This window comes from Megasphaera paucivorans (genome assembly GCF_900103535.1).
In the GTDB taxonomy this organism is placed as follows: domain Bacteria; phylum Bacillota; class Negativicutes; order Veillonellales; family Megasphaeraceae; genus Megasphaera_A; species Megasphaera_A paucivorans.
Genome location: NZ_FNHQ01000016.1, coordinates 45,328 through 65,261 on the forward strand (window position 1 = coordinate 45,328; position 19,934 = coordinate 65,261).

At 41.3% G+C, this 19,934-nt stretch carries 35 protein-coding genes and 1 tRNA gene; 2 read left to right on the plus strand and 34 right to left on the minus strand.

The window, feature by feature from the left end; all coding sequences use genetic code 11:
- Position 1: 1 nt before the first annotated feature.
- Both BLR11_RS08395 and BLR11_RS08400 read right to left on the minus strand, forming a co-directional pair.
- Complete coding sequence (locus BLR11_RS08395; RefSeq protein ID WP_091650648.1) at positions 2 to 1,954, minus strand: hypothetical protein; 1,953 nt, start codon at positions 1,952 to 1,954, stop codon at positions 2 to 4.
- A gap of 290 nt (positions 1,955 to 2,244) precedes the next feature.
- Positions 2,245 to 2,335, minus strand: a tRNA-Ser gene (locus BLR11_RS08400).
- A gap of 168 nt (positions 2,336 to 2,503) precedes the next feature.
- Between BLR11_RS08400 and BLR11_RS08405 the strand changes: the two genes are divergently transcribed.
- Positions 2,504 to 3,166, plus strand: a complete 663-nt coding sequence (locus BLR11_RS08405; protein ID WP_091650651.1) for a DUF2271 domain-containing protein — start codon at positions 2,504 to 2,506, stop codon at positions 3,164 to 3,166.
- A gap of 4 nt (positions 3,167 to 3,170) precedes the next feature.
- Here BLR11_RS08405 and BLR11_RS08410 read toward each other — a convergent pair whose 3' ends face one another.
- Positions 3,171 to 3,608 (minus strand): DUF3783 domain-containing protein, encoded by a 438-nt coding sequence (locus BLR11_RS08410; protein WP_245675121.1) that lies wholly within the window; start codon positions 3,606 to 3,608, stop codon positions 3,171 to 3,173.
- A gap of 71 nt (positions 3,609 to 3,679) precedes the next feature.
- Between BLR11_RS08410 and BLR11_RS08415 the strand changes: the two genes are divergently transcribed.
- Positions 3,680 to 4,579 (plus strand): LysR family transcriptional regulator, encoded by a 900-nt coding sequence (locus tag BLR11_RS08415; protein WP_091650654.1) that lies wholly within the window; start codon positions 3,680 to 3,682, stop codon positions 4,577 to 4,579.
- 58 nt (positions 4,580 to 4,637) lie between these two features.
- Here BLR11_RS08415 and rplQ read toward each other — a convergent pair whose 3' ends face one another.
- Genes rplQ through rpsJ form a run of 31 tightly spaced genes read right to left on the minus strand, consistent with a single transcriptional unit; the run spans position 4,638 to position 19,328 of the window.
- Positions 4,638 to 4,976: a 50S ribosomal protein L17 gene (gene rplQ, locus BLR11_RS08420; RefSeq protein ID WP_091650655.1), complete on the minus strand. Its 339-nt coding sequence runs from the start codon at positions 4,974 to 4,976 to the stop codon at positions 4,638 to 4,640.
- A gap of 17 nt (positions 4,977 to 4,993) precedes the next feature.
- Positions 4,994 to 5,971, minus strand: a complete 978-nt coding sequence (locus tag BLR11_RS08425; RefSeq protein WP_091650658.1) for a DNA-directed RNA polymerase subunit alpha — start codon at positions 5,969 to 5,971, stop codon at positions 4,994 to 4,996.
- Between the two features lie 52 nt (positions 5,972 to 6,023).
- A complete protein-coding gene (gene rpsK, locus BLR11_RS08430; RefSeq protein WP_091650661.1) occupies positions 6,024 to 6,413 on the minus strand; it encodes a 30S ribosomal protein S11 in 390 nt (129 codons plus the stop codon).
- A 24-nt stretch (positions 6,414 to 6,437) separates the two neighbouring features.
- Positions 6,438 to 6,806: a 30S ribosomal protein S13 gene (gene rpsM / locus BLR11_RS08435; RefSeq protein ID WP_091650663.1), complete on the minus strand. Its 369-nt coding sequence runs from the start codon at positions 6,804 to 6,806 to the stop codon at positions 6,438 to 6,440.
- A 22-nt stretch (positions 6,807 to 6,828) separates the two neighbouring features.
- Entirely contained in the window at positions 6,829 to 6,942 is a 114-nt protein-coding gene (gene rpmJ / locus BLR11_RS08440; protein ID WP_007391661.1) for a 50S ribosomal protein L36, read from the minus strand.
- Between the two features lie 24 nt (positions 6,943 to 6,966).
- Positions 6,967 to 7,185, minus strand: coding sequence for a translation initiation factor IF-1 (gene infA / locus BLR11_RS08445; RefSeq protein ID WP_091650665.1), 219 nt, complete (start codon positions 7,183 to 7,185; stop codon positions 6,967 to 6,969).
- On the minus strand, positions 7,178 to 7,468 hold the full coding sequence (locus BLR11_RS08450) for a KOW domain-containing RNA-binding protein (RefSeq protein WP_091650668.1): 291 nt from the start codon (positions 7,466 to 7,468) through the stop codon (positions 7,178 to 7,180). Before BLR11_RS08450 ends, infA begins: the two co-directional genes overlap by 8 nt.
- A complete protein-coding gene (map, locus tag BLR11_RS08455) occupies positions 7,468 to 8,217 on the minus strand; it encodes a type I methionyl aminopeptidase (protein ID WP_091650670.1) in 750 nt (249 codons plus the stop codon). The genes BLR11_RS08450 and map overlap by 1 nt, the downstream gene beginning before the upstream one ends.
- A complete protein-coding gene (locus BLR11_RS08460) occupies positions 8,214 to 8,867 on the minus strand; it encodes an adenylate kinase (protein WP_091650673.1) in 654 nt (217 codons plus the stop codon). The genes map and BLR11_RS08460 overlap by 4 nt, the downstream gene beginning before the upstream one ends.
- Before the next feature lie 12 nt (positions 8,868 to 8,879).
- Positions 8,880 to 10,142, minus strand: coding sequence for a preprotein translocase subunit SecY (gene secY, locus BLR11_RS08465; protein WP_091650676.1), 1,263 nt, complete (start codon positions 10,140 to 10,142; stop codon positions 8,880 to 8,882).
- Positions 10,143 to 10,583, minus strand: a complete 441-nt coding sequence (rplO, locus tag BLR11_RS08470; RefSeq protein ID WP_091650678.1) for a 50S ribosomal protein L15 — start codon at positions 10,581 to 10,583, stop codon at positions 10,143 to 10,145.
- 20 nt (positions 10,584 to 10,603) lie between these two features.
- On the minus strand, positions 10,604 to 10,783 hold the full coding sequence (rpmD, locus tag BLR11_RS08475) for a 50S ribosomal protein L30 (protein WP_091650681.1): 180 nt from the start codon (positions 10,781 to 10,783) through the stop codon (positions 10,604 to 10,606).
- Between the two features lie 17 nt (positions 10,784 to 10,800).
- A complete protein-coding gene (gene rpsE / locus BLR11_RS08480) occupies positions 10,801 to 11,304 on the minus strand; it encodes a 30S ribosomal protein S5 (RefSeq protein WP_091650683.1) in 504 nt (167 codons plus the stop codon).
- 17 nt (positions 11,305 to 11,321) lie between these two features.
- Positions 11,322 to 11,684: a 50S ribosomal protein L18 gene (gene rplR, locus BLR11_RS08485; RefSeq protein ID WP_091650687.1), complete on the minus strand. Its 363-nt coding sequence runs from the start codon at positions 11,682 to 11,684 to the stop codon at positions 11,322 to 11,324.
- A gap of 41 nt (positions 11,685 to 11,725) precedes the next feature.
- Entirely contained in the window at positions 11,726 to 12,268 is a 543-nt protein-coding gene (gene rplF / locus BLR11_RS08490) for a 50S ribosomal protein L6 (protein ID WP_091650690.1), read from the minus strand.
- Between the two features lie 19 nt (positions 12,269 to 12,287).
- Entirely contained in the window at positions 12,288 to 12,680 is a 393-nt protein-coding gene (rpsH, locus tag BLR11_RS08495; RefSeq protein WP_091650693.1) for a 30S ribosomal protein S8, read from the minus strand.
- Positions 12,681 to 12,709: 29 nt separating this feature from the next.
- Entirely contained in the window at positions 12,710 to 12,979 is a 270-nt protein-coding gene (gene rpsN, locus BLR11_RS08500) for a 30S ribosomal protein S14 (protein ID WP_091650695.1), read from the minus strand.
- Positions 12,980 to 12,994: 15 nt separating this feature from the next.
- The gene (rplE, locus tag BLR11_RS08505; RefSeq protein WP_091650698.1) at positions 12,995 to 13,537 is read right to left on the minus strand and encodes a 50S ribosomal protein L5; all 543 of its coding nucleotides are present in this window, start codon (positions 13,535 to 13,537) and stop codon (positions 12,995 to 12,997) included.
- A 28-nt stretch (positions 13,538 to 13,565) separates the two neighbouring features.
- A complete protein-coding gene (gene rplX, locus BLR11_RS08510) occupies positions 13,566 to 13,883 on the minus strand; it encodes a 50S ribosomal protein L24 (RefSeq protein ID WP_091650701.1) in 318 nt (105 codons plus the stop codon).
- Positions 13,884 to 13,900: 17 nt separating this feature from the next.
- A complete protein-coding gene (gene rplN, locus BLR11_RS08515) occupies positions 13,901 to 14,269 on the minus strand; it encodes a 50S ribosomal protein L14 (protein ID WP_091650704.1) in 369 nt (122 codons plus the stop codon).
- Positions 14,270 to 14,294: 25 nt separating this feature from the next.
- Positions 14,295 to 14,549 (minus strand): 30S ribosomal protein S17, encoded by a 255-nt coding sequence (gene rpsQ, locus BLR11_RS08520; RefSeq protein ID WP_091650707.1) that lies wholly within the window; start codon positions 14,547 to 14,549, stop codon positions 14,295 to 14,297.
- A gap of 43 nt (positions 14,550 to 14,592) precedes the next feature.
- Positions 14,593 to 14,793, minus strand: a complete 201-nt coding sequence (rpmC, locus tag BLR11_RS08525; protein ID WP_091650709.1) for a 50S ribosomal protein L29 — start codon at positions 14,791 to 14,793, stop codon at positions 14,593 to 14,595.
- A complete protein-coding gene (gene rplP / locus BLR11_RS08530; protein WP_091650712.1) occupies positions 14,783 to 15,220 on the minus strand; it encodes a 50S ribosomal protein L16 in 438 nt (145 codons plus the stop codon). Before rplP ends, rpmC begins: the two co-directional genes overlap by 11 nt.
- Entirely contained in the window at positions 15,220 to 15,891 is a 672-nt protein-coding gene (gene rpsC, locus BLR11_RS08535) for a 30S ribosomal protein S3 (RefSeq protein WP_091650716.1), read from the minus strand. The genes rplP and rpsC overlap by 1 nt, the downstream gene beginning before the upstream one ends.
- Before the next feature lie 13 nt (positions 15,892 to 15,904).
- Positions 15,905 to 16,240: a 50S ribosomal protein L22 gene (gene rplV / locus BLR11_RS08540; RefSeq protein WP_091650719.1), complete on the minus strand. Its 336-nt coding sequence runs from the start codon at positions 16,238 to 16,240 to the stop codon at positions 15,905 to 15,907.
- An 18-nt stretch (positions 16,241 to 16,258) separates the two neighbouring features.
- Positions 16,259 to 16,540: a 30S ribosomal protein S19 gene (gene rpsS, locus BLR11_RS08545; protein WP_091650723.1), complete on the minus strand. Its 282-nt coding sequence runs from the start codon at positions 16,538 to 16,540 to the stop codon at positions 16,259 to 16,261.
- Between the two features lie 24 nt (positions 16,541 to 16,564).
- Positions 16,565 to 17,392 carry a 50S ribosomal protein L2 gene (rplB, locus tag BLR11_RS08550; protein WP_091650725.1) on the minus strand — a complete coding sequence of 276 codons (828 nt, stop codon included), beginning with the start codon at positions 17,390 to 17,392 and terminating at the stop codon, positions 16,565 to 16,567.
- 31 nt (positions 17,393 to 17,423) lie between these two features.
- Positions 17,424 to 17,708: a 50S ribosomal protein L23 gene (gene rplW, locus BLR11_RS08555; RefSeq protein ID WP_091650728.1), complete on the minus strand. Its 285-nt coding sequence runs from the start codon at positions 17,706 to 17,708 to the stop codon at positions 17,424 to 17,426.
- Positions 17,708 to 18,331, minus strand: coding sequence for a 50S ribosomal protein L4 (gene rplD / locus BLR11_RS08560; RefSeq protein WP_091650731.1), 624 nt, complete (start codon positions 18,329 to 18,331; stop codon positions 17,708 to 17,710). The genes rplW and rplD overlap by 1 nt, the downstream gene beginning before the upstream one ends.
- Before the next feature lie 32 nt (positions 18,332 to 18,363).
- Entirely contained in the window at positions 18,364 to 19,002 is a 639-nt protein-coding gene (gene rplC / locus BLR11_RS08565) for a 50S ribosomal protein L3 (protein ID WP_091650734.1), read from the minus strand.
- Between the two features lie 14 nt (positions 19,003 to 19,016).
- Entirely contained in the window at positions 19,017 to 19,328 is a 312-nt protein-coding gene (gene rpsJ / locus BLR11_RS08570; protein WP_048515385.1) for a 30S ribosomal protein S10, read from the minus strand.
- Positions 19,329 to 19,934 lie beyond the last annotated feature (606 nt).

Here is a 19,934-nt window from a genome sequence, read left to right on the forward strand (position 1 = left end):
ATTATATTGCCTCCCTATTCTTTTCAATCGTTTGACGACAAAGTTCATCCTTCAAACACAACATTCTAGGCCGGCCAGGAATCAGGCTGCTAGCCTTTTTTAAGCAACCGGTAGTATCATGTTCAATTAAGTTTTTTGCCTTGAGGATTTTACACAACTCACGTTCACTGATTCCCAAATGATCATCTTTTTGCCTATAGTAATCGGATGCTAAAACATATGAATTGCTTGCCTGCAACATAATGGTCTCTTTATCCCAATATCCGCGATACTGAGATAAATTCGCAATATAGTGGGATAAGTCCGAAGCAATTTGTAATTGTCCGCTACCCATGCAATCATATAATGCAACAAGAAATTTGACCTCAGGTCGTAAAGGATTTGTCTGTTGGTCCTGACGAGAAACAAGGTCAAAAATAGTCTGATGAACATCCTGAACCCACTGGCTAGCTTCTTCATTCGTACTAAGACCTGCTTCTTTAAGAAATTGAGCCATGACATAAGCTGTAATAGTCATGGCAATACCGGTGTCTTTTAAGCGGTCAAACTTAAATTTTTTCTCCGTCTGACGCATACAATTAAACGTTGATTTGATATATCCTACTATGTTGGCATAATTAGCTTCAACATAATAGATAAAAGCAGACCAAAACTGTTGTAATAGTTGCGGATTATCCTGAAATAAAGTTAGTATATTTTCATTTGGCAATGTATCAAAGTACACTTTCAAATACCGCACAGATGCCGATAAAATTTCCCCCGCAATTTCTTCTTCGGCTGTAAAGACACAACCACCACGTATGCAGTATTTTCTAATACGATTTGGGCCTGCATACATCGCCTGCGGCGTCTTATCGCTATACGCCCTGACAAGATGATGAATTTTGTTGATGACAGCTTGAATTTGAATTTTAGTACCTTCTTCATTAAAATCGTCAACCACAAAAACATCATCCCGGTGTTTTCCATGCAAAATTTTCATACTTGCTTCTGTTGATCGTACTGTATATGCTTTATCTTCTTCCGAATCAAATGGTGCAAATATGACGCGGAACAAGCTGGTCTTCTTCGATCCACTGCAAGCAACTGCCATCAACGTATGCTGAATAGGGTGTTTAGCATCCGTGAATAGTGCATCTAAGAAAGCTTCTGCTTGATATAGCATGAGAGGGTATACAACTCTCTTTCCTGCGATTTGAAAGACTTGTAATGCAGTTTTCAAATCTGCAGTCTTAATGTTTTCCATCGCAACTAATTTTTTTACCGACAGACAATCATTTCTTCCACCATGTAAGAAATACCTGGTGCCATCTGAACGTTTATGACTCCAGCCAAAATACGAATATTTTTCCGTAACTGGACCTTGATATTTTCCGTACAACAGTGACAAAGCATGTTTAAGACATTCTTTTGCTGTACGCACACGTTCAGAAAATAAAGTACATTCCGGAATATTACCATCAAGAAAATGCATTAAAGATTTATACCTTCTTACTGGAATAGGAAACTCGTATTTTTTACTATCGACAATAATCATCAGATTAACACTTTCGGTTCGGTTATCCTCTTCATCAATAGATACATATTTTTCCTGAATGTACACACTAAAATTTGAAAAACGAACGATCGTATCATTATGATTGATCATATACAATCCATCCGTCCCAAGATAGTACCCATCTCCCAACTCCTGTAATGTTGAAGTAACTGGTAATTTTCCCGGTGGTTTGACAATAGATGAAGTCATGCATCTGTTGTCATCACCAGGGATAGTGCCTAGCGACATACGTTTCATACCCAGTGTTGGCATAATCGACGAAATTTTCTTACTTTCCGGAATTGTTTGATTAAACCCTTGTACACGAGTAGCAACGTCGATTTTTCCGTTTTTTGCTTCCGGTACTACTCGAGCAACACGTTTTGCAACTTCAATTTTGTTTTTGTCTTCTGACATAATTCATTGCCTCCTTGTATGTATTGCACCTTTTTCTTTCGATGCAAGCTCAGCTTATCATTGGTCAGATAACGTTACTGAAAAAACTTCGACAAAAACATGCAGAAAAGGACTCATTTTTCTTTTCAGTTTGATATCTATCAGCTTTAAAAAGACGAAAAAAAATCCCAATACCTTTTTGTATTGGGATAGAAATACATCATTTTTCCATTTGCACGGCGATTTACACGGCAAAAAAACAGAAAAAAGCGGGCTTGGAAAAATATCCAAACCCGCTCGTATTAGTAAAATGGCGGAGTGGCAGGGATTTGAACCCTGGCGGGCCTTACGACCCCTAACGATTTAGCAAACCGTCCTCTTCAGCCACTTGAGTACCACTCCATAATGTCGGCTGACTATAATATATTACTATATATTATGTAAAATTGTCAAGGATTTTCTTTTAATTTACCATTACACTTCCTCATTCAAACTCGATATATCCTACTATATATGATATAATATGTTCACAAATAAAGTATTTATTATTTTTTATAAAAAGGAGTACATATGATGAAAAAACATTCTATAAAACAATATATCTGCCTTATATTAATGGTGATACTAGCCCTATCCTTCATTCTTACCATTTTTAGAATGCAGCGTCCGGCTACCCCGAATATTATTACACAGGCTTCAAAAAAAAATTCCTCTGAATCGTCCACACAAGCAACATCTGCTGTTTCTATTCCTCAAGGATCTTATGTGGAAATTACCTTTAACTTCAATCGCTCTTCCAATAAAAAGGGGAGTGATCAATTTGCAGCTTGGATAGAAGACTCTAATGGTAAATTTGTACGCACATTGGTTGTCACACAATATGCTGCCAGAAAAGGGGCTGCTAAATATACTTTCTGTCTTCCTACTTGGAGTGAACGCTCCGGTGCCCGTGCTAACTCCCAAGAAATAGACACCGCCGCCGGCGCTACTCCCAAAACCGGAACGATACACTATTATTGGGATTTAACGGATAAAAACAATACACCCGTCAAACCCGGAATATATCATCTTTACCTGGAAGGAACGCAAAGTGAAACGGACCAACTGTTATTCCAAGGTAATATAAACGTTGGCGGCCAATCTGCTGCCATAACGGCAGCCCCAACGTACAAATCAGGAAAAGCACCCGATACGCCTATGCTTTCTGCCGTCACATTCTTGTATAAGCCATAATGTTTTATCTCTTTTTCTGCGCTTCAAAATAATCATGTTCTTTAGATATTTCCTGGAGTATCGTATATATATTCCAGGAAATATTATTAGGCGTTACTCCTGCTTTTAGCGGGATATTTTTAAGCGGTCCGCGACGAATCCCATTGAGCAGTACATTTAATGCGGAAGAATCGAAACCACACAAAATAATAGCTTCCTTAGTAACTTCCATAGCTGCCATTAATTCCTGATTTTCTGGAATATCTTTTTTTTCTTCTTGTTTTTTTAAAGCAGATATATTTTCAATTTCTTCTTCTGTAAATCCTAAAAGTTCTCCTACCGTTTTATCCATATCATTTTCCGTAACGATGCGAATCTGAGACTTGGTTAATAATGCCAAAAGTTTCAATTGTTTTATGCGTTCGGGTATAAAATTTATTGCTAATATCATTTTTAAAGCCATAATAATCACTCCTATTCTTTATTAAGAATACATTAAATATCTCTGCTCTAACTATACAGGATGGTGGCCTTATGTCAACTAATTTTGAATATTATAAGATTTTTTATTATGTAGCAAAATATAAAAATTTCACACATGCGGCACAGGTCCTATACATAAATCAGCCATCCGTTACACGTTATATTCACTTATTAGAAGAAGAGTTAGGCTGCCGGTTGTTCATACGTTCCAAACAGGGTGTAAAATTAACACCAGAGGGAAATTTATTATATGAACATGTGGCACCTGCCTGCGAATCATTATTTTCAGGTGAAGAAAAATTACATGCCGTGAAAGATTTAAAAGAAGGAACTTTGTTAATTGGAACAACAGAAATTGCATTCCGTACTGTTTTACTTGACAAACTTCATATTTTTAGACAACGTTATCCTGATATCAAAGTAAAAATCTCTTGCGATACAGCCCCTCACTCTGTTTCCAACTTACTAGCAGGAAAATATGAACTCAATCTAGTAACTACTCCCATTGATATAAAAGATACAATTGCTATACGCAAAGTCATGTCATTGCAAGACGTCCTGATTTGCAAAACAGGATATATAAAACTTACGAAAAACATACCGTACACACTGAAAAACGTATGCTCCTATCCCATGGTCACACTTCCTGATTCGACAAGCACACGGAGGTTTTATGAAAGTTTCTATTATAAAGCCGGTCTACAATTTAAAGTAGACATTGAGGTAAGTTCTATTGATCTTATCCTTCCCGTCATTCGACGGGGTTTAGCGGTGGGCTTTATACCGCAAAAAATTGCAGAACCATATCTTCATTCAGGTGAAATATCTGTAATTCCTCTGTCCGAAAAAATGCCCACTCGTTCCGTATGCATTCTTTGGGACAAACAACGACCTTTAAGTTTAGCTGCCCATAAATTTTTCGAGGTCCTTACGAAAGATTCCACGCCGTAAAATAACATAACAAAAATCCCGATGCAGCTACTTACTGCATCGGGATTTTTTATTCAGTTTATACTAATTCGATGATAACCATCGGAGCTGCATCGCCCTGGCGAACGCCAGTTTTGATGATGCGTGTATAACCACCTTGACGATCTTTGTACTTAGGTGCAACTTCGTCAAACAGCTTTTTTACTACATCTTCATCCATCATATACGCCAATACCTGACGGCGCGCATGAAGGTCGCCACGTTTAGCCAGCGTCAGCATCTTATCCGCAATTTTGCGAAGTTCTTTTGCTTTTGCTTCCGTAGTTTCAATGCGTTCATGTTGGAATAAAGAGGTAACAATGCTGCGCAATAATGCTTTACGTGCGGAGCTGTCGCGTCCCAACTTTCTATAAGCCATCGTTCATCCTCCTCAAACTATTCTTCATGGGATTTCAGATCATATCCGTAATCCTCTAATTTTGCAATAATTTCATCAACGGATTTTTTGCCAAGATTACGAATCTTCGACAAATCATCCTTCGTCCGTTCCACCAAATCTGCTAATGTGTACACATTGGCACGTTTAAGACAATTGGATGCCCGAACGGATAAATCCAATACGTCGATTTTAATCTTTGTAAGATCAACTTCAGGTTCTTCCGGTTCCTTATCAGGATCTTTACTGGTAAATTCACCGGCAGCTTCATTAGCAGCTGGATCAGAAGCCAATTCCTTAAAGTATTCCAAATAGCTGACCATAATGGAAGAGGCTTTTGCTACTGCATTTTCAGCAGTAATACTTCCATCTGTCCAAACTTCCAATGACAACGAATCATAGTCCATTTCGTTGCCTACCCGGATATCACCAATTTCATAATTTACCCGCGTAATGGGCGAGAAAATCGAATCGATAGGAATAACGCCAATCATATCAGTATCCTTCTTATTCTTCGTAGAAGGAACATAGCCTTTACCTCGTTCAATATGGGCAGTCAAGCGAATATGAGCGTCCTTATCAAGAGTAGCAATATGAAGTTCCGGGTTTAAAATTTCAATGTCTGAGCTTACTGCGAAATCATTTGCGGTTAATTCACATTCACCGGTTACGTCTACAATGATATCAGTTTCATCAATTCCATCATAGTTGAATTTTAAGCACATTTGCTTCAAATTCAAGATAATATCTGTTACATCTTCACGCACACCAGGAATCGTTGAAAATTCATGCAATACTCCATCAATTTTAATGGAAGTGATCGCTACGCCATCTAAAGACGATAAAAGGATACGCCGCAAACTGTTACCCAACGTGATTCCATAACCCCGATCAAGAGGTTCACATACGAATTTTCCATAGGTGTTGTCTTCGCTTCGTTCGACAACTTCAATCTTAAATTTATTATCATCTATCATTAGGAAAATCCTCCCATTTCAGAATCAAATCAAATCGGTCAATTAGCAACGATTAGACACGTCTGCGTTTTGGCGGACGGCAGCCATTATGCGGAATCGGAGTAACATCTTTAATGCTATTGACTTCCAATCCTGCTGCCTGTAAAGCACGGATAGCGGCTTCACGACCAGATCCAGGACCCTTTACAAATACTTCTACTTGATGGAGGCCATGTTCCATTGCTGCTTTTGCAGCCTGTTCAGCAGCCATCTGAGCAGCAAACGGCGTACTTTTACGAGACCCACGGAAACCAAGACCGCCTGCGCTAGCCCACGAAAGTGCATTGCCCTTCGTATCACTGATGGTAATAATCGTATTATTAAAAGTAGAACGGATATGTGCTGCGCCGGATTCTACATGTTTCTTTTCTTTCTTTTTATTGCTTCTTACGTTTTTAGCCAAGACTGTTTCCCTCCTTACTTAGAATTATTTTTTATGACCTGCTATTGCTTTTCTCGGACCCTTGCGAGTCCGGGCATTTGTCTTTGTGCGCTGTCCACGAACAGGGAGTCCTGCACGATGACGCTTGCCACGATATGAATTGACTTCAATAAGTCTTTTAATATTTAAAGCATCTTCACGACGAAGATCACCTTCTACTTTGTAATCAGCACCGATAACTTCACGGATTTTAGATACTTCATCTTCCGTCAAGTCGCGTATGCGCGTATCAGGGTTAACCCCTGTTTTCTTCAAAATTTCCTGGGAAGAAGAAAGGCCAATACCAAAAATGTAAGTCAAGCCAACTTCAACTCGTTTGTCACGTGGTAAATCCACACCGGCTATACGTGCCATCTATTCATCCACCTCCTGTCTATTAACCTTGTTTTTGTTTATGTTTTGGATTTTCGCAAATAACCATAACACGGCCCTTGCGCTTAATGATTTTGCATTTTTCGCAAATCTTCTTTACTGACGGTTTAACCTTCATAATTAACCTCCTGCGTAATCAATCTTACTTAAAGCGATACGTAATACGACCGCGATTCAGATCGTACGGCGTCAATTCCATCGTAACTCTGTCACCTGGCAGGATACGTATAAAATTCATCCGCATTTTGCCGGAAACATGAGCGAGAACAATATGCCCGTTTTCCAACTTTACTTTAAACATGGCGTTAGGCAACGCTTCAACGACGATGCCTTCTACTTCAATGACATCTTCCTTAGACATGTAATACCTCCCTAGTCATTTCATCCTTGGCCCGATTTAAGACTGACCGCACCCATTCATTGCTGATTCTGCAGGAACCAACGTCCGATATGGCTGCGCTTGTCCCTACTACACGGAGATGCCGGCAATTTTTTTTCTTCGGCTTATCCAGATTGTACTTTCTACCGTCAGCAATCCATACATACGGATAATCCAATTTACCAACAACTACATATAAACCTTTTTTATCTTTTCCTGCACAGCTTTCTACTGCTGTACCGACTGGAATCGTAACTTTTTCCATTAAGACCTCAAGGTCAGGATTTCCGGACCATTTTCAGTAATGGCTACTGTATGTTCAAAATGGGCTGCCGGTTTATTATCACGCGTTACTACTGTCCAGCCATTTTTTAATGAATGAACTTTCTCAGTCCCCATATTAATCATCGGTTCAATTGCCAGAACCAATCCCGATTCCAACAATTCACCATGACCGGCCAAACCATAATTTGGTACTTCCGGATCTTCGTGCATGTCTGTTCCAATGCCATGCCCAACGTAATCGCGCACTACACCATATCCAAACGATTCGGCATATTGCTGTACAGCATGCCCGATATCTCCCATATGATTCCCTGCTACAGCCTGTTCAATACCCTTATAAAGGCATTCTTCAGTTACCTTTAAAAGCTGAAGCTTAGCATCATCGACATGTCCGATAGGAAGTGTTACTGTCGAATCACCATGATAACCATTTTTATTAACTACCAAATCAATACTGATTATATCGCCATCTTTGAGTTTTCGATGTCCGGGGATACCATGTACAACTTCTTCGTTTACACTGGCACAAATTGTAGCCGGATACCCATAATAGCCTTTACAACTTGGGAATGCGCCTCGACTGCGGATATATTCTTCACAGCGACGGTCAAGTTCTCCTGTTGTAACACCGGGTTGTGCCAGCTTACGCATAAGTTCCAGTGCATCCGCTGTAATACGTCCGGCTTCACGAATACACTCAATTTCATGCTTAGATTTCAAAATAATCATTTTTTACTCTTTTCAAGGCTTTCTACGATAGCCTTAAAGACTGCTTTCATTCCCTGCGTTCCATCAATTTCGATATACAGGTTAGAATTTTTATAATAATCAATGAGAGGCTTCGTTTGTGCTGCATATACAGTTAAGCGTTTTTTCACCGTGTCGGCTTTATCGTCATCACGCTGATATAATTCACCGCCGCACTTATCGCAAACACCGTGTACTTTTGCAGGCTTGAATGTTATATGGTACGTTGCCCCGCAGGAACGACAAATCTGGCGTCCTGCTGTCCGCTGAATCAGTTCTTCATCAGGAACACTAATGTTCACAACTCCGTCAAGTTTAATCCCTAAATCACTAAGGATAGCATCCAGTGACACTGCCTGTGCCGTCGTACGTGGAAACCCATCGAGGATAAATCCCTTTTTGCAGTCTTCTTTAGCCAGCCGTTCTTTTACAATACCTATTGTAACAGCATCTGGTACTAATTGACCATTATCCATATACTTCTTGGCTTCGAGTCCAAGCGGCGTTTGTTCTTTAACTGCCGCCCGGAACATGTCACCCGTTGCAATCTGGGGAATACCATATTTTTCAATCAATTGTTCAGCCTGCGTACCTTTACCAGCACCCGGAGGCCCCATTAAAAGAATGTACATCCAAATTCCTCCTTATTTCATAAACCCTTGATACTGTTTTGTCAGAACCAAAGATTCCGCCTGCTTCATTGTGTCAATAGCAACACCAACAACAATCAGCAGCGCTGTACCACCAAAATAAACACCTTGGATTCCCGTAAGCCAACCGATAAAGTTCGGAAGGATCGCGATAAACGCCAAGAAAAATGCACCGGCAAGAGTAATTCTCGTCATAATTCTATCAATGTACGTTGCCGTCGGTTTACCTGGCCGTATCCCAGGAATAAATCCACCGTATTTCTGCATGTTTTCAGTCATTTGCGGTATGTTCAGCGTAATAGCCGTATAGAAATAAGTAAAGAAAATGATCAGAAAAGCGTAAATAATCGTGTTGCTAATTGTACCCCAAGCAAAGAAACTTGCCAACGTCTGTACCCAGCCAATTTGAACAAATTGACCGATGGTAATCGGAAACATAAGTACAGAAGAAGCAAAAATGATGGGAATAACGCCCGCCTGATTTACTTTCAACGGAATATGTGTCGTATGACCGCCATACATTTTTCGTCCAACAATTCGTTTCGCGTATTGAACGGAAACACGACGCGTACCTTGCGTCACTTCTACAACAACGACAATCATCAAAATAGCAATGACCGCAAACAACAAGGCTTGGAATATATTGATTGTTCCTGCCTGAATATACTTATAAACTGTTACCGCTCCATCAGGAAAGCGTGCTACGATACCGGCAAAGATAATGAGAGAAATCCCATTACCAATACCACCGGCTGTAATCTGGTCACCCAGCCACATGAGAAAACAAGTCCCGGCTGTCAATATGATGGAAATCATCAATACCATAGCCCAACTGTTATCAACAAGAGCATTGTTAACCTTAAGCGCATAACTCATGGCAAATGCCTGTATAAAACCAAGAAAAACCGTACCGTAACGCGTAACCTTTTGAATCTTTTCGCGGCCGTCTTGGTTATCCTTTGCCCACTGTTCAAACGTAGGCACTACAGATGTCAACAGCTGCATGATAATGGACGCGTTGATATATGGCGTAATGCTCATGGCCAATACAGAGAATTTACTGAGGGCCCCGCCTGAAAACAAGTCCAACAATCCGAACAAGTTACCACTGCTGAATAAGTTTTCGATTACGGAGGCGTCCACTCCGGGGACCGGAATATGGACACCAAGTCGAAAGATTACAAACATAATCAGCGTAAACACCGCACGCTTACGGAGTTCCGCAACATGTATGATGTTCGAGAGGCCTTCTAACAATTAAATCACCTCTACCTTACCACCAGCTGCTTCAATTTTCTGTTGCGCCGACTTAGTAAAACCTTGAGCTTGAACAGTCAGAGATTTTTCTAAATCTCCGTTACCCAAGATACGGATACCGTCGCGAACATTTTTTAGAATACCTGCTTCAACCAAAGCAACGGGATCAACCGTAACACCGCTTTCAAAACGATTCAAAACAGAAACGTTAATTTCGGCATACTGTTTGGCAAAAACATTTTTGAAACCACGTTTTGGGAGCAACCGATACAACGGCATCTGGCCACCTTCGAAGCCCGGACGTGTACCACCGCCACTACGGGAGTTTTGCCCTTTCATGCCTTTGCCGGCAGTTTTACCGTTACCGGAACCCAAACCACGGCCAATGCGAGTCCGTTTTTTTGTCGAACCCGGAACAACACTCATTTCATGAAGTTTCATTCAGCGCACCTCCTTCTATATTAAATTTCTTCTACAGTTACTAAATGTCTTACTTTATGAAGCATCCCATTAATCTGTGGGGTAGCTTCCTTAATTACTTGCGAATTTGTCTTATGAAGCCCAAGAGCTATTACTGTTGCACGCTGGTCCTGAGGACGCCCGGCAACACTCTTGGTAAGAGTAATTTTTACCTGAGCCATTACTTATAATCCTCCTCTTAACAACCGTAAATTTCTTCTACAGTCTTACCACGGAGTTCAGCTACCTTATTAACATCTTTAAGTTCGCTTAAACCAGTCAAGGTTGCCTGTACCATATTGTTCGGGTTCGAGGAACCGAGAGATCTTGTAAGAATATTACGAACACCTACTAATTCCAATACAGCACGAACAGGGCCGCCGGCAATAACGCCAGTACCTTCAGAAGCCGGTTTCAAGAGAACTTTACCGGCACCAAATACGCCTGTTATTTCGTGAGGAATAGTGCCGTTTTTAAGAGGAACAAAAATCATATTCTTCTTAGCATCTTCGACACCTTTACGGATAGCTTCGGGAACTTCGCCGGCTTTACCTAATCCTGCGCCTACTTTACCATTGCCGTCACCGACAACTACAAGAGCACTGAAGGAAAAACGGCGGCCGCCTTTTACTACTTTAGCTACACGGTTGATAAATACTACATTTTCTTGCAAATCACTTGCTTCACGGTCATTTCTAGCCATGTGTTATTTCCTCCTTATTAGAATTTTAAGCCTGCTTCACGAGCACCGTCAGCCAAAGAAGCTACCCGGCCGTGATATACATACCCGCTGCGGTCGAAAATGACCGTAGTGATACCTTTTTCCAATGCACGTTCGCCAACAAGTTTACCGACTAATTTAGCTACTTCAGCGTTGCCACCGTAAGCAGCCTGTTCTTTGATCGCCTTATCCAAAGAACTGGCAGATACGAGTGTAACACCCTTTTTATCATCAATAATCTGTGCATAAATATTGGAAAGGCTGCGGAAAACGTTCAAACGCGGACGTTCTGCCGTGCCAACTATGTTTTTACGTATACGCCAATGACGCTTTACGCGAATTACATTCTTACTAGCCTTCAAGGAATTCACTCCTTTCTTCTATTTAAAACTTAAAATGTTAATTATTTTTTCAAACCGGCTTTACCAGCCTTACGACGAACATGTTCACCCACATATCTGATACCTTTTCCCTTATATGGTTCAGGCAAGCGATATCCGCGGATTTTGGCAGCAAATTCACCAACATGTTCTTTATTTGCACCGGAAACAACAATTAATGTTGCTGATGGGCATTCAACGCTAATGCCTTCTGGAGCATCTAATTCAAGTGGATGAGAAAAACCAAGCGTCAAAGCCAATTTTTGACCTTTCATCTGCGCTCTGTAACCTACCCCTTGAATTTCCAATTCCTTCTTAAAACCATCGGTAACACCGACAACCATATTATGGATCAGTGCACGAGTCAAACCGTGGAGTGCACGGTGTTGTTTTTCTTCAGAAGGACGTTCAACGGTAATAACATTGTCTTGTATATTAACCTTCATATCCTGGTGGAGTGTACGGGTTAATTCGCCTTTCGGGCCTTTTACTGCAATAAACTGGCCATCTAAGGTTACCTTTACGCCTGCCGGGATATCAATAGGCATTCTACCAATTCGTGACATATTGACACCTCCAAATAATTTACCAGACGTAAGCGATAACTTCACCGCCCAAACCTAGTTTACGAGCTTTCTTATCGCTCATAACGCCCTGGGACGTGGAAATAACCGCAATTCCCAAACCACCGAGAACGCGTGGAAGTTCTTCCTGTTTTGCATATACGCGCAGGCCCGGTTTGGAAATTCTCTTGATGCCGGTAATAACTTTTTCTTTATTTGAACCATATTTCAACGTAACTTTTAACGTTTTGCCTTCATTTACGGACTCGTAATTTTTCACGAAACCTTCTTCTTTCAAAATATCAAGCACGGCAGCTTTCATCGTCGAAGCAGGCATTTCTACTTTTTCGTGATATGCCGAGTTAGCGTTACGGATTCTGGTGAGCATATCCGCAATCGGATCGGACATTACCATAATCTAAAAACCTCCCTCCATTAATCGAGTTACCAACTGGCCTTCTTAACGCCAGGAATCTGCCCTTTATAAGCCAATTCACGGAACGTAATGCGGCAGATACCAAATTTACGCATATAACCGTGAGGACGACCAGTCACCTGACAACGATTGTGCAGGCGTACCGGAGAAGCATTGGCAGGCAGCTTAGAAAGTGCTTCATAATCACCCTTTGCCTTCAGTTCAGCACGGAGCTTCGCATAGCGGGCAACCATTTTTTCACGTTTTTTTTCACGTTCAAGCATAGACTTCTTTGCCATGTATGTATTTCCTCCTTATTGCTTTTCGAAAGGCATGCCCATCAACGTCAGCATATAGCGGCTTTCTTCATCCGTTTCAGCTGTTGTAACGATGGTAATATCCATGCCACGGGCTTTATCAATTTTATCATATTCAATTTCCGGGAAAATCAATTGCTCTTTCAGGCCGAGTGTATAATTACCACGACCATCGAACCCGGTAGCGCTTACGCCGTGAAAATCACGAACGCGAGGCAAAGACAAGTTCATCAATTTATCAAGGAATTCATACATACGTTGTCCACGCAATGTAACTTTGCACCCAAGGGGCATTCCTTCACGGATTTTAAATGCCGCAATAGATTTTTTTGCTTTCGTAATAATCGGTTTCTGACCGGAAATGATAGTCATATCACTTGCAGCAGCATCTAAAGCTTTGGAATTAGTAACAGCTTCACCAATAGCCATATTGATAACGACCTTCGTAACTTTAGGAATCTGCATAACATTTTTATAACTGTATTTTTCCTGTAATCCTTTCACAACCTCGGAAAGGTATTTGTCTTTTAATCTGGACACTCTCAAGGCCCTCCCTTCTTCTTATGTATTAAATAGCTTTACCGCTCTTAACAGCAGTGCGAACTTTCGTTCCATCGGCCTGTTGTACCATTTTAACACGAGTCGGTTTGCCGCTTTCAGGATCTACGAGCATGACATTGGAGACATGAATAGCTGCTTCCTTTGTAACAATGCCACCTTGAGGATTGTTCTGAGTCGGTTTAGTATGGCGCTTAACTTGATTAATGCCTTCTATTACAACGCGGTTTTTCTTCGGATATGCCGCAATGATTTTACCTTTTTTGCCTTTTTCTTTACCAGCGATAACGATTACCGTATCACCTGTTTTAACACGCAATTTTGCCATTGACAACACCTCCCCGCTTATAATACTTCCGGAGCCAGGGAGATAATTTTCATGAAATCTTTATCACGTAATTCTCTGGCAACGGGCCCAAAAATACGAGTCCCTTTAGGGCTCTTATCTGTATTTATCACAACAGCTGCGTTTTCATCGAAACGGATGTAAGAACCGTCGGCACGACGCAATCCCTTTTTCGAACGAACGATAACAGCCTTCACTACGTCACCTTTCTTAACAACGCCACCGGGTGCTGCGTCTTTAACAGAAGCAGTAATGATATCGCCAATGTTACCAAACTTGCGATATGAACCACCCATGACCTGGATGCACAAGATTTTCTTGGCACCGGTGTTATCGGCAACATTCAACATAGTTTCTTGCTGAATCATGGCTTTACCTCCTAATTTCTCAAGCTTATTGAGCTTTTTCTACAATATTTACAACTCTCCAATGTTTTTGTTTAGACAAAGGACGAGTTTCTTCAATGCGTACGATATCTCCCATATGGCATTCGTTGTTTTCATCATGAGCCTTAAACTTTACAGTCGTAATCATCGGCTTTTTGTATAATTTGTGCTGTTCTTTATATTCCACAGCTACAACGACAGTCTTATCCATCTTATCGCTGACAACTTTACCTATGCGGATTTTCCGTTCATTTCTTTCCATATGTGCCTGTGACCTCCTTTTAGATTTCCAATTATATAAAATACTACGCTTGCGCTTTCAGTTCTGCTTCACGCTGTACCGTTTTGATGCGGGCAATAGTTGTCTTAACTTCGCGGATGCGCATTGGATTTTCTAATTGGCCGGTCGCATGTTGAAAACGGAGGTTAAACAATTCTTCTTTAAGGCTAACCACCTTTTCGTCCATTTCGGCAGCACTCAGAGCACGGATTTCTTTAACCTTCATTTGTGTCACCACCTAATTCCTGACCTTTTTTAACAAATTTAGTTCTAATCGGTAATTTATGACCGGCAAGACGCATAGCTTCACGAGCAACTTCTTCCGTTACACCGTTCATTTCGAACAAAACACGACCCGGTTTAACTACAGCTACCCAGTATTCTGGTGCGCCTTTACCTTTACCCATACGAGTTTCAGCCGGTTTTTTGGTGATTGGCTTATCCGGGAAAATCTTGATCCAAACTTTACCACCACGTTTGATATAACGAGTCATTGCAATACGGGAAGCTTCAATCTGACGGTTAGTAATCCAGGACGGTTCCAAAGCAATCAGACCGTATTCGCCATGTGCAACGGTATTACCGCGCATAGCCTTGCCTTTCATACGTCCACGGAACTGCTTCCGATGTTTAACACGTTTTGGAATCAACATCAGGCTTCACTCCCTTCATGCTTTTTCTGCGGAGCTTTTTTAGCTTCCGGCAAGATTTCACCTTTGTAGATCCAGCATTTGACACCAATACAGCCATAAGTTGTATGAGCTTCGGCCAAACCGTAATCAATATCGGCACGAATCGTATGCAGAGGGATAGATCCATCACGAACGCTTTCACGGCGAGCAATTTCAGCCCCGCCTAAACGACCGGAACACATAATCTTAACACCCTTAGCACCCATACGCATACTGCGAGTAACAGACTGCTTCATAGCACGTCGGAAACCAATACGCCGTTCCAACTGGCTGGCAACATTTTCAGCCACAAGAGTAGCGTCCAATTCCGCCTGCTTAATTTCAGCAATATTTACATCGACTGTTTTATCCGTAAAAGCCTTTAATGCCTTTTTGATATCTTCGATGCCAGCACCGCCGCGACCAATGACCATACCTGGTTTTGCAGTGTGGATAATCAATTTTATTCTTTTTGCAGAACGTTCAATTTCTATACGAGAAATGCCTGCAATGTATAGCTGTTTCTTTAAGAATTCACGGATTTTAACGTCTTCGTTCAAAAGTGTTGCATAATCTTTTTCAGCATACCATTTGGCATCCCAGGGTTTTACAACACCAACACGTAATCCATGGGGATTAACTTTTTGACCCACTACGTTTCCCTCCTTATGCTCTTTCTTTTACTACAACAGTCACATGACTGGCATGCTTCAAAATCTTAAAGGCCTGTCCACGGCTGCGAGGATGAACTCGTTTCATCGTGGAATCCTGATCAACAAAGATTTCAGAAACATATAAATTATCAACATTCATATCATAATTGTGTTCCGCATTCGCCACAGCAGAGCGTAATACTTTTTCTACTACGCGGGAACCAACTTTCGGTGTGAATTTTAAAATATTGAAAGCTTCACCGACGTTTTTGCCCCGAATTAAGTCAACAACAATCCGGATCTTACGGGGAGCTATGCGGATGTGTTTAGCAATTGCTTTTGCTTCCATCGTTCGTTACCTCCCTTATTATTGCGCACCCGTAACTTTTTCGGCTTTAGAATGGCCTTTAAAAGTACGTGTAGGAGCAAATTCGCCTAATTTATGACCAACCATGTCTTCTGTAATATATACAGGGACATGTTTCCGGCCGTCGTGAACAGCAATGGTATGACCTACAAAGCTAGGCAGAATAGTAGATGCACGAGACCAGGTTTTAACAACTTTTTTTTCATTGGCTTCATTCATAGCATCGATCTTCTTAAGAAGATGATCTGCTACATATGGGCCTTTTTTTATGGATCTGGACACTTATTTATCTCCTTTCCGGACCTATTATTTACGTCTCTTCACGATAAATTTACTGGAAGCTTTCTTAGAATCACGTGTTTTAACACCATATGCAGGTTTACCCCAAGGAGTAACCGGGCGTTTACGGCCGACAGGAGACTTACCTTCACCACCGCCATGCGGATGGTCACACGGATTCATAACAACACCGCGGTTGCCAGGGCGAATACCCTTCCAGCGGGAACGACCAGCTTTGCCGATTGTTTGATTTTCATAATCAGTATTGCTGACAATACCAATAGTTGCCCGGCAATTAATATGAACTTGGCGCAATTCACCCGAAGGCATACGCAAAAGAGCATAATTTCCTTCTTTGGCGATAAGCTGTGCAGAAGTCCCTGCAGAGCGCACAAATTGAGCACCTTTACCAATTTTCAGTTCCACATTGTGTACCTGAGTACCAAGCGGAATTTTGCTCATCGGCAATGCATTGCCGATTTTAATATCCGAATCAGGGCCGCTGACAACAACATCGCCAACTTTCAGTCCGTTCGGAGCAAGAATATATTTCTTTTCTCCATCTGCATAAAACAGAAGTGCAATATTCGCTGAACGATTCGGATCATATTCAATCGTAGCTACTTTTGCCGGAATATTGTCTTTAATACGTTTGAAATCAATCAAACGATACCGGCGTTTATGTCCACCGCCTTGATGACGTACTGTCATCTTGCCGGTGTTATTACGACCGCCTTTGTTGGTCAACGGAGCCAGCAAAGATTTTTCCGGCTTGTTCGTCGTAACTTCTTCGAAAGTCGAAACAGTCATAAAACGACGACTAGCGGAATACGGTTTAAATGATTTAATGGCCATTTTGGTGCCTCCTCCTTTAATTCTCTATACCTTAAGCGCCTTCAAAGAATTCGATGGATTCGCCTTCCTTGAGAGTTACGATGGCTTTTTTATAATCCGGGCGTTTGCCTTCATACTTACCCATGCGTTTCATTTTTCCCATCGTACGCAGTGTAGAAACGCTTTTGACTTTAACGCCAAAAACCTTTTCAACAGCCTTGCGAATTTCAATCTTATTGGCATGGAGCGGTACCTTAAATGTATATTTGCCATCAGACATCATCATTGTCGTTTTTTCAGTGATGACCGGTTTTAACAAAATATCATGCATATCCATTATGCGAGCACCTCCTCAATCTTAGCTACAGCGCTCTTTGTTACAAACAGCTTGGTGTAGTGGAGCAAATCAAAAATGTTCATGCCTTCTGCAGAAACAGATTTCACTCCTTTAATGTTGCGCGTGCAACGTGTCATAACATCATCACCATCAGTAATGAACAATACTTTTTCATCAGCAAATTTGAAGTTATTTACAATGTTAACAACTTCTTTAGTTTTTGCTGCTTCAAGTTTCAATTCATTAAGGATGAATAATTCACCCGTATTAACTTTATCACTCAACGCAGATTTTACTGCAAGGCGTCTAGCTTTGCGGGGCATCTTCTGTGCATAGTCACGAGGATGGGGACCGAAAACCGTACCGCCGCCAACCCACAATGGGCTGCGAATACTACCACAACGGGCCCGGCCGGTTCCTTTTTGTTTCCAAGGTTTCTTGCCGCCGCCACGGACCAGACCTCTGGTCTTTGTAGAATGCGTACCTAAGCGTTCATTAGCCAGCTGACGCAAAACAGCTTGTCGCATAACAGCTTCATTTACGTCAACGCCAAAAACGCTATCGTTTAATTCCATTTCACCGATTTGTGCACCGGTTATATCATATGTGCTTACTTTTGGCATTATTAATTATCCTCCTTCCTGTTAGACAAATATTAGAGCGGTTTTACCGTTTCACGAATCATGATCAGGCTGCCCTTTGCACCAGGAATACCGCCTTTGATCAAAAGCAGGTTCTTATCCATATCGACCTTTACGACAGAGAGATGAAGAACAGTTGCTTGATTTCCACCCATTTGTCCAGGAAGTTTCTTACCTTTAAGGACTCTACCGCAACCGCCACTAGACATAGCGCCGAGGGAACCAGGTTCACGATGAGATTTAGAACCGTGAGCCATAGGTCCGCGGTGAAAACCGTGCCGTTTGATAGTACCAGCAAACCCTTTGCCTTTGCTGGTGCCAATTACGTCGACGATATCGCCGCTTGCGAAAATATCAGCTGCCAGAGTTTGGCCTACTGTATATTCCGGTGTTTCCGTCAGACGTACTTCGCGCAGATATTTGACAGGAGCTACTCCCGCCTTATCAAACTGCCCTTTGACCGGTTTGGTCAAATGTTTTTCTTTTACTTCGCCGTAGCCCAGCTGAATGGAGTTGTATCCGTCCGTATCAACGGTCTTTACACGAACAACAACATTCGGGGAAGCTTCGACTACCGTTACTGGAACAACTGCGCCTTCTTCTGTAAAGATTTGCGTCATTCCCAACTTCTTACCCAAAATAGCTTTAGACATAATCGCACCTCCTCCTATAATTTGATTTCGATGTCTACGCCGGCTGGAAGATCCAGTCTCATCAACGCATCAACCGTTTTACTGGAAGCTTCCAGTATATCGATCAATCGTTTGTGCGTACGCAATTCGAATTGTTCACGAGAATCCTTGTTCACATGAGGTGAACGGAGAATCGTGAAAATGTTTTTTTCCGTCGGCAGCGGAATAGGGCCAGATACCATTGCACCTGTCCGTTTCGCCGTATCGACGATCTTCGCCGCGCTCTGATCTAATGTTTTATGATCATAAGCTTTAAGGCGAATCCTGATTCGTTCCTGTTTTGCCATTACTTAATTCCTCCTAACGTCCATTTCTTTGAACAGACTGCTCCATAGAAGTTTCCCCGCTTACGCGAGCAACATCCTATATCATAGTTTATATCGTGCAGATAAAAATAGACACAGTTATCCCTCTCTGCCACGTACCTTAATAGTTTACTACAAATACTCTTATTAAGCAAGGTTAATTCTATTTTTTATCTCATTTTATCTACGCACTATATAATCATATTTCTACGCACTATATAATCATATTTTTATTTTTAAAATAATAAATCTACATAAGGTATATTTATTTTATATTTACTACGGTATCTATAAAATAGCACACTTTTGCAATAATGCGATAGTATAAAATTTTATGTGTAAACTCTAAGAGGCCCATAGGAAAAGGAACCTCATTCCTGTATAGTGTTAAGTGCTAACAAAGACACTAAAGAAATGAGGTTCCCTAATGTCAAATCTTAACACAAAACTCATGCAAGTGCTAGTAGAAAAACAATCTGTTGAAGATGTCTTTCGTCAAGAACTTGAAGATGCCATCAACCAGTTGCTTAAGGTTGAACTTTCTAGTTTTCTAGGATATGAGAAACATAGTTCCAACGGCTGGTCTTC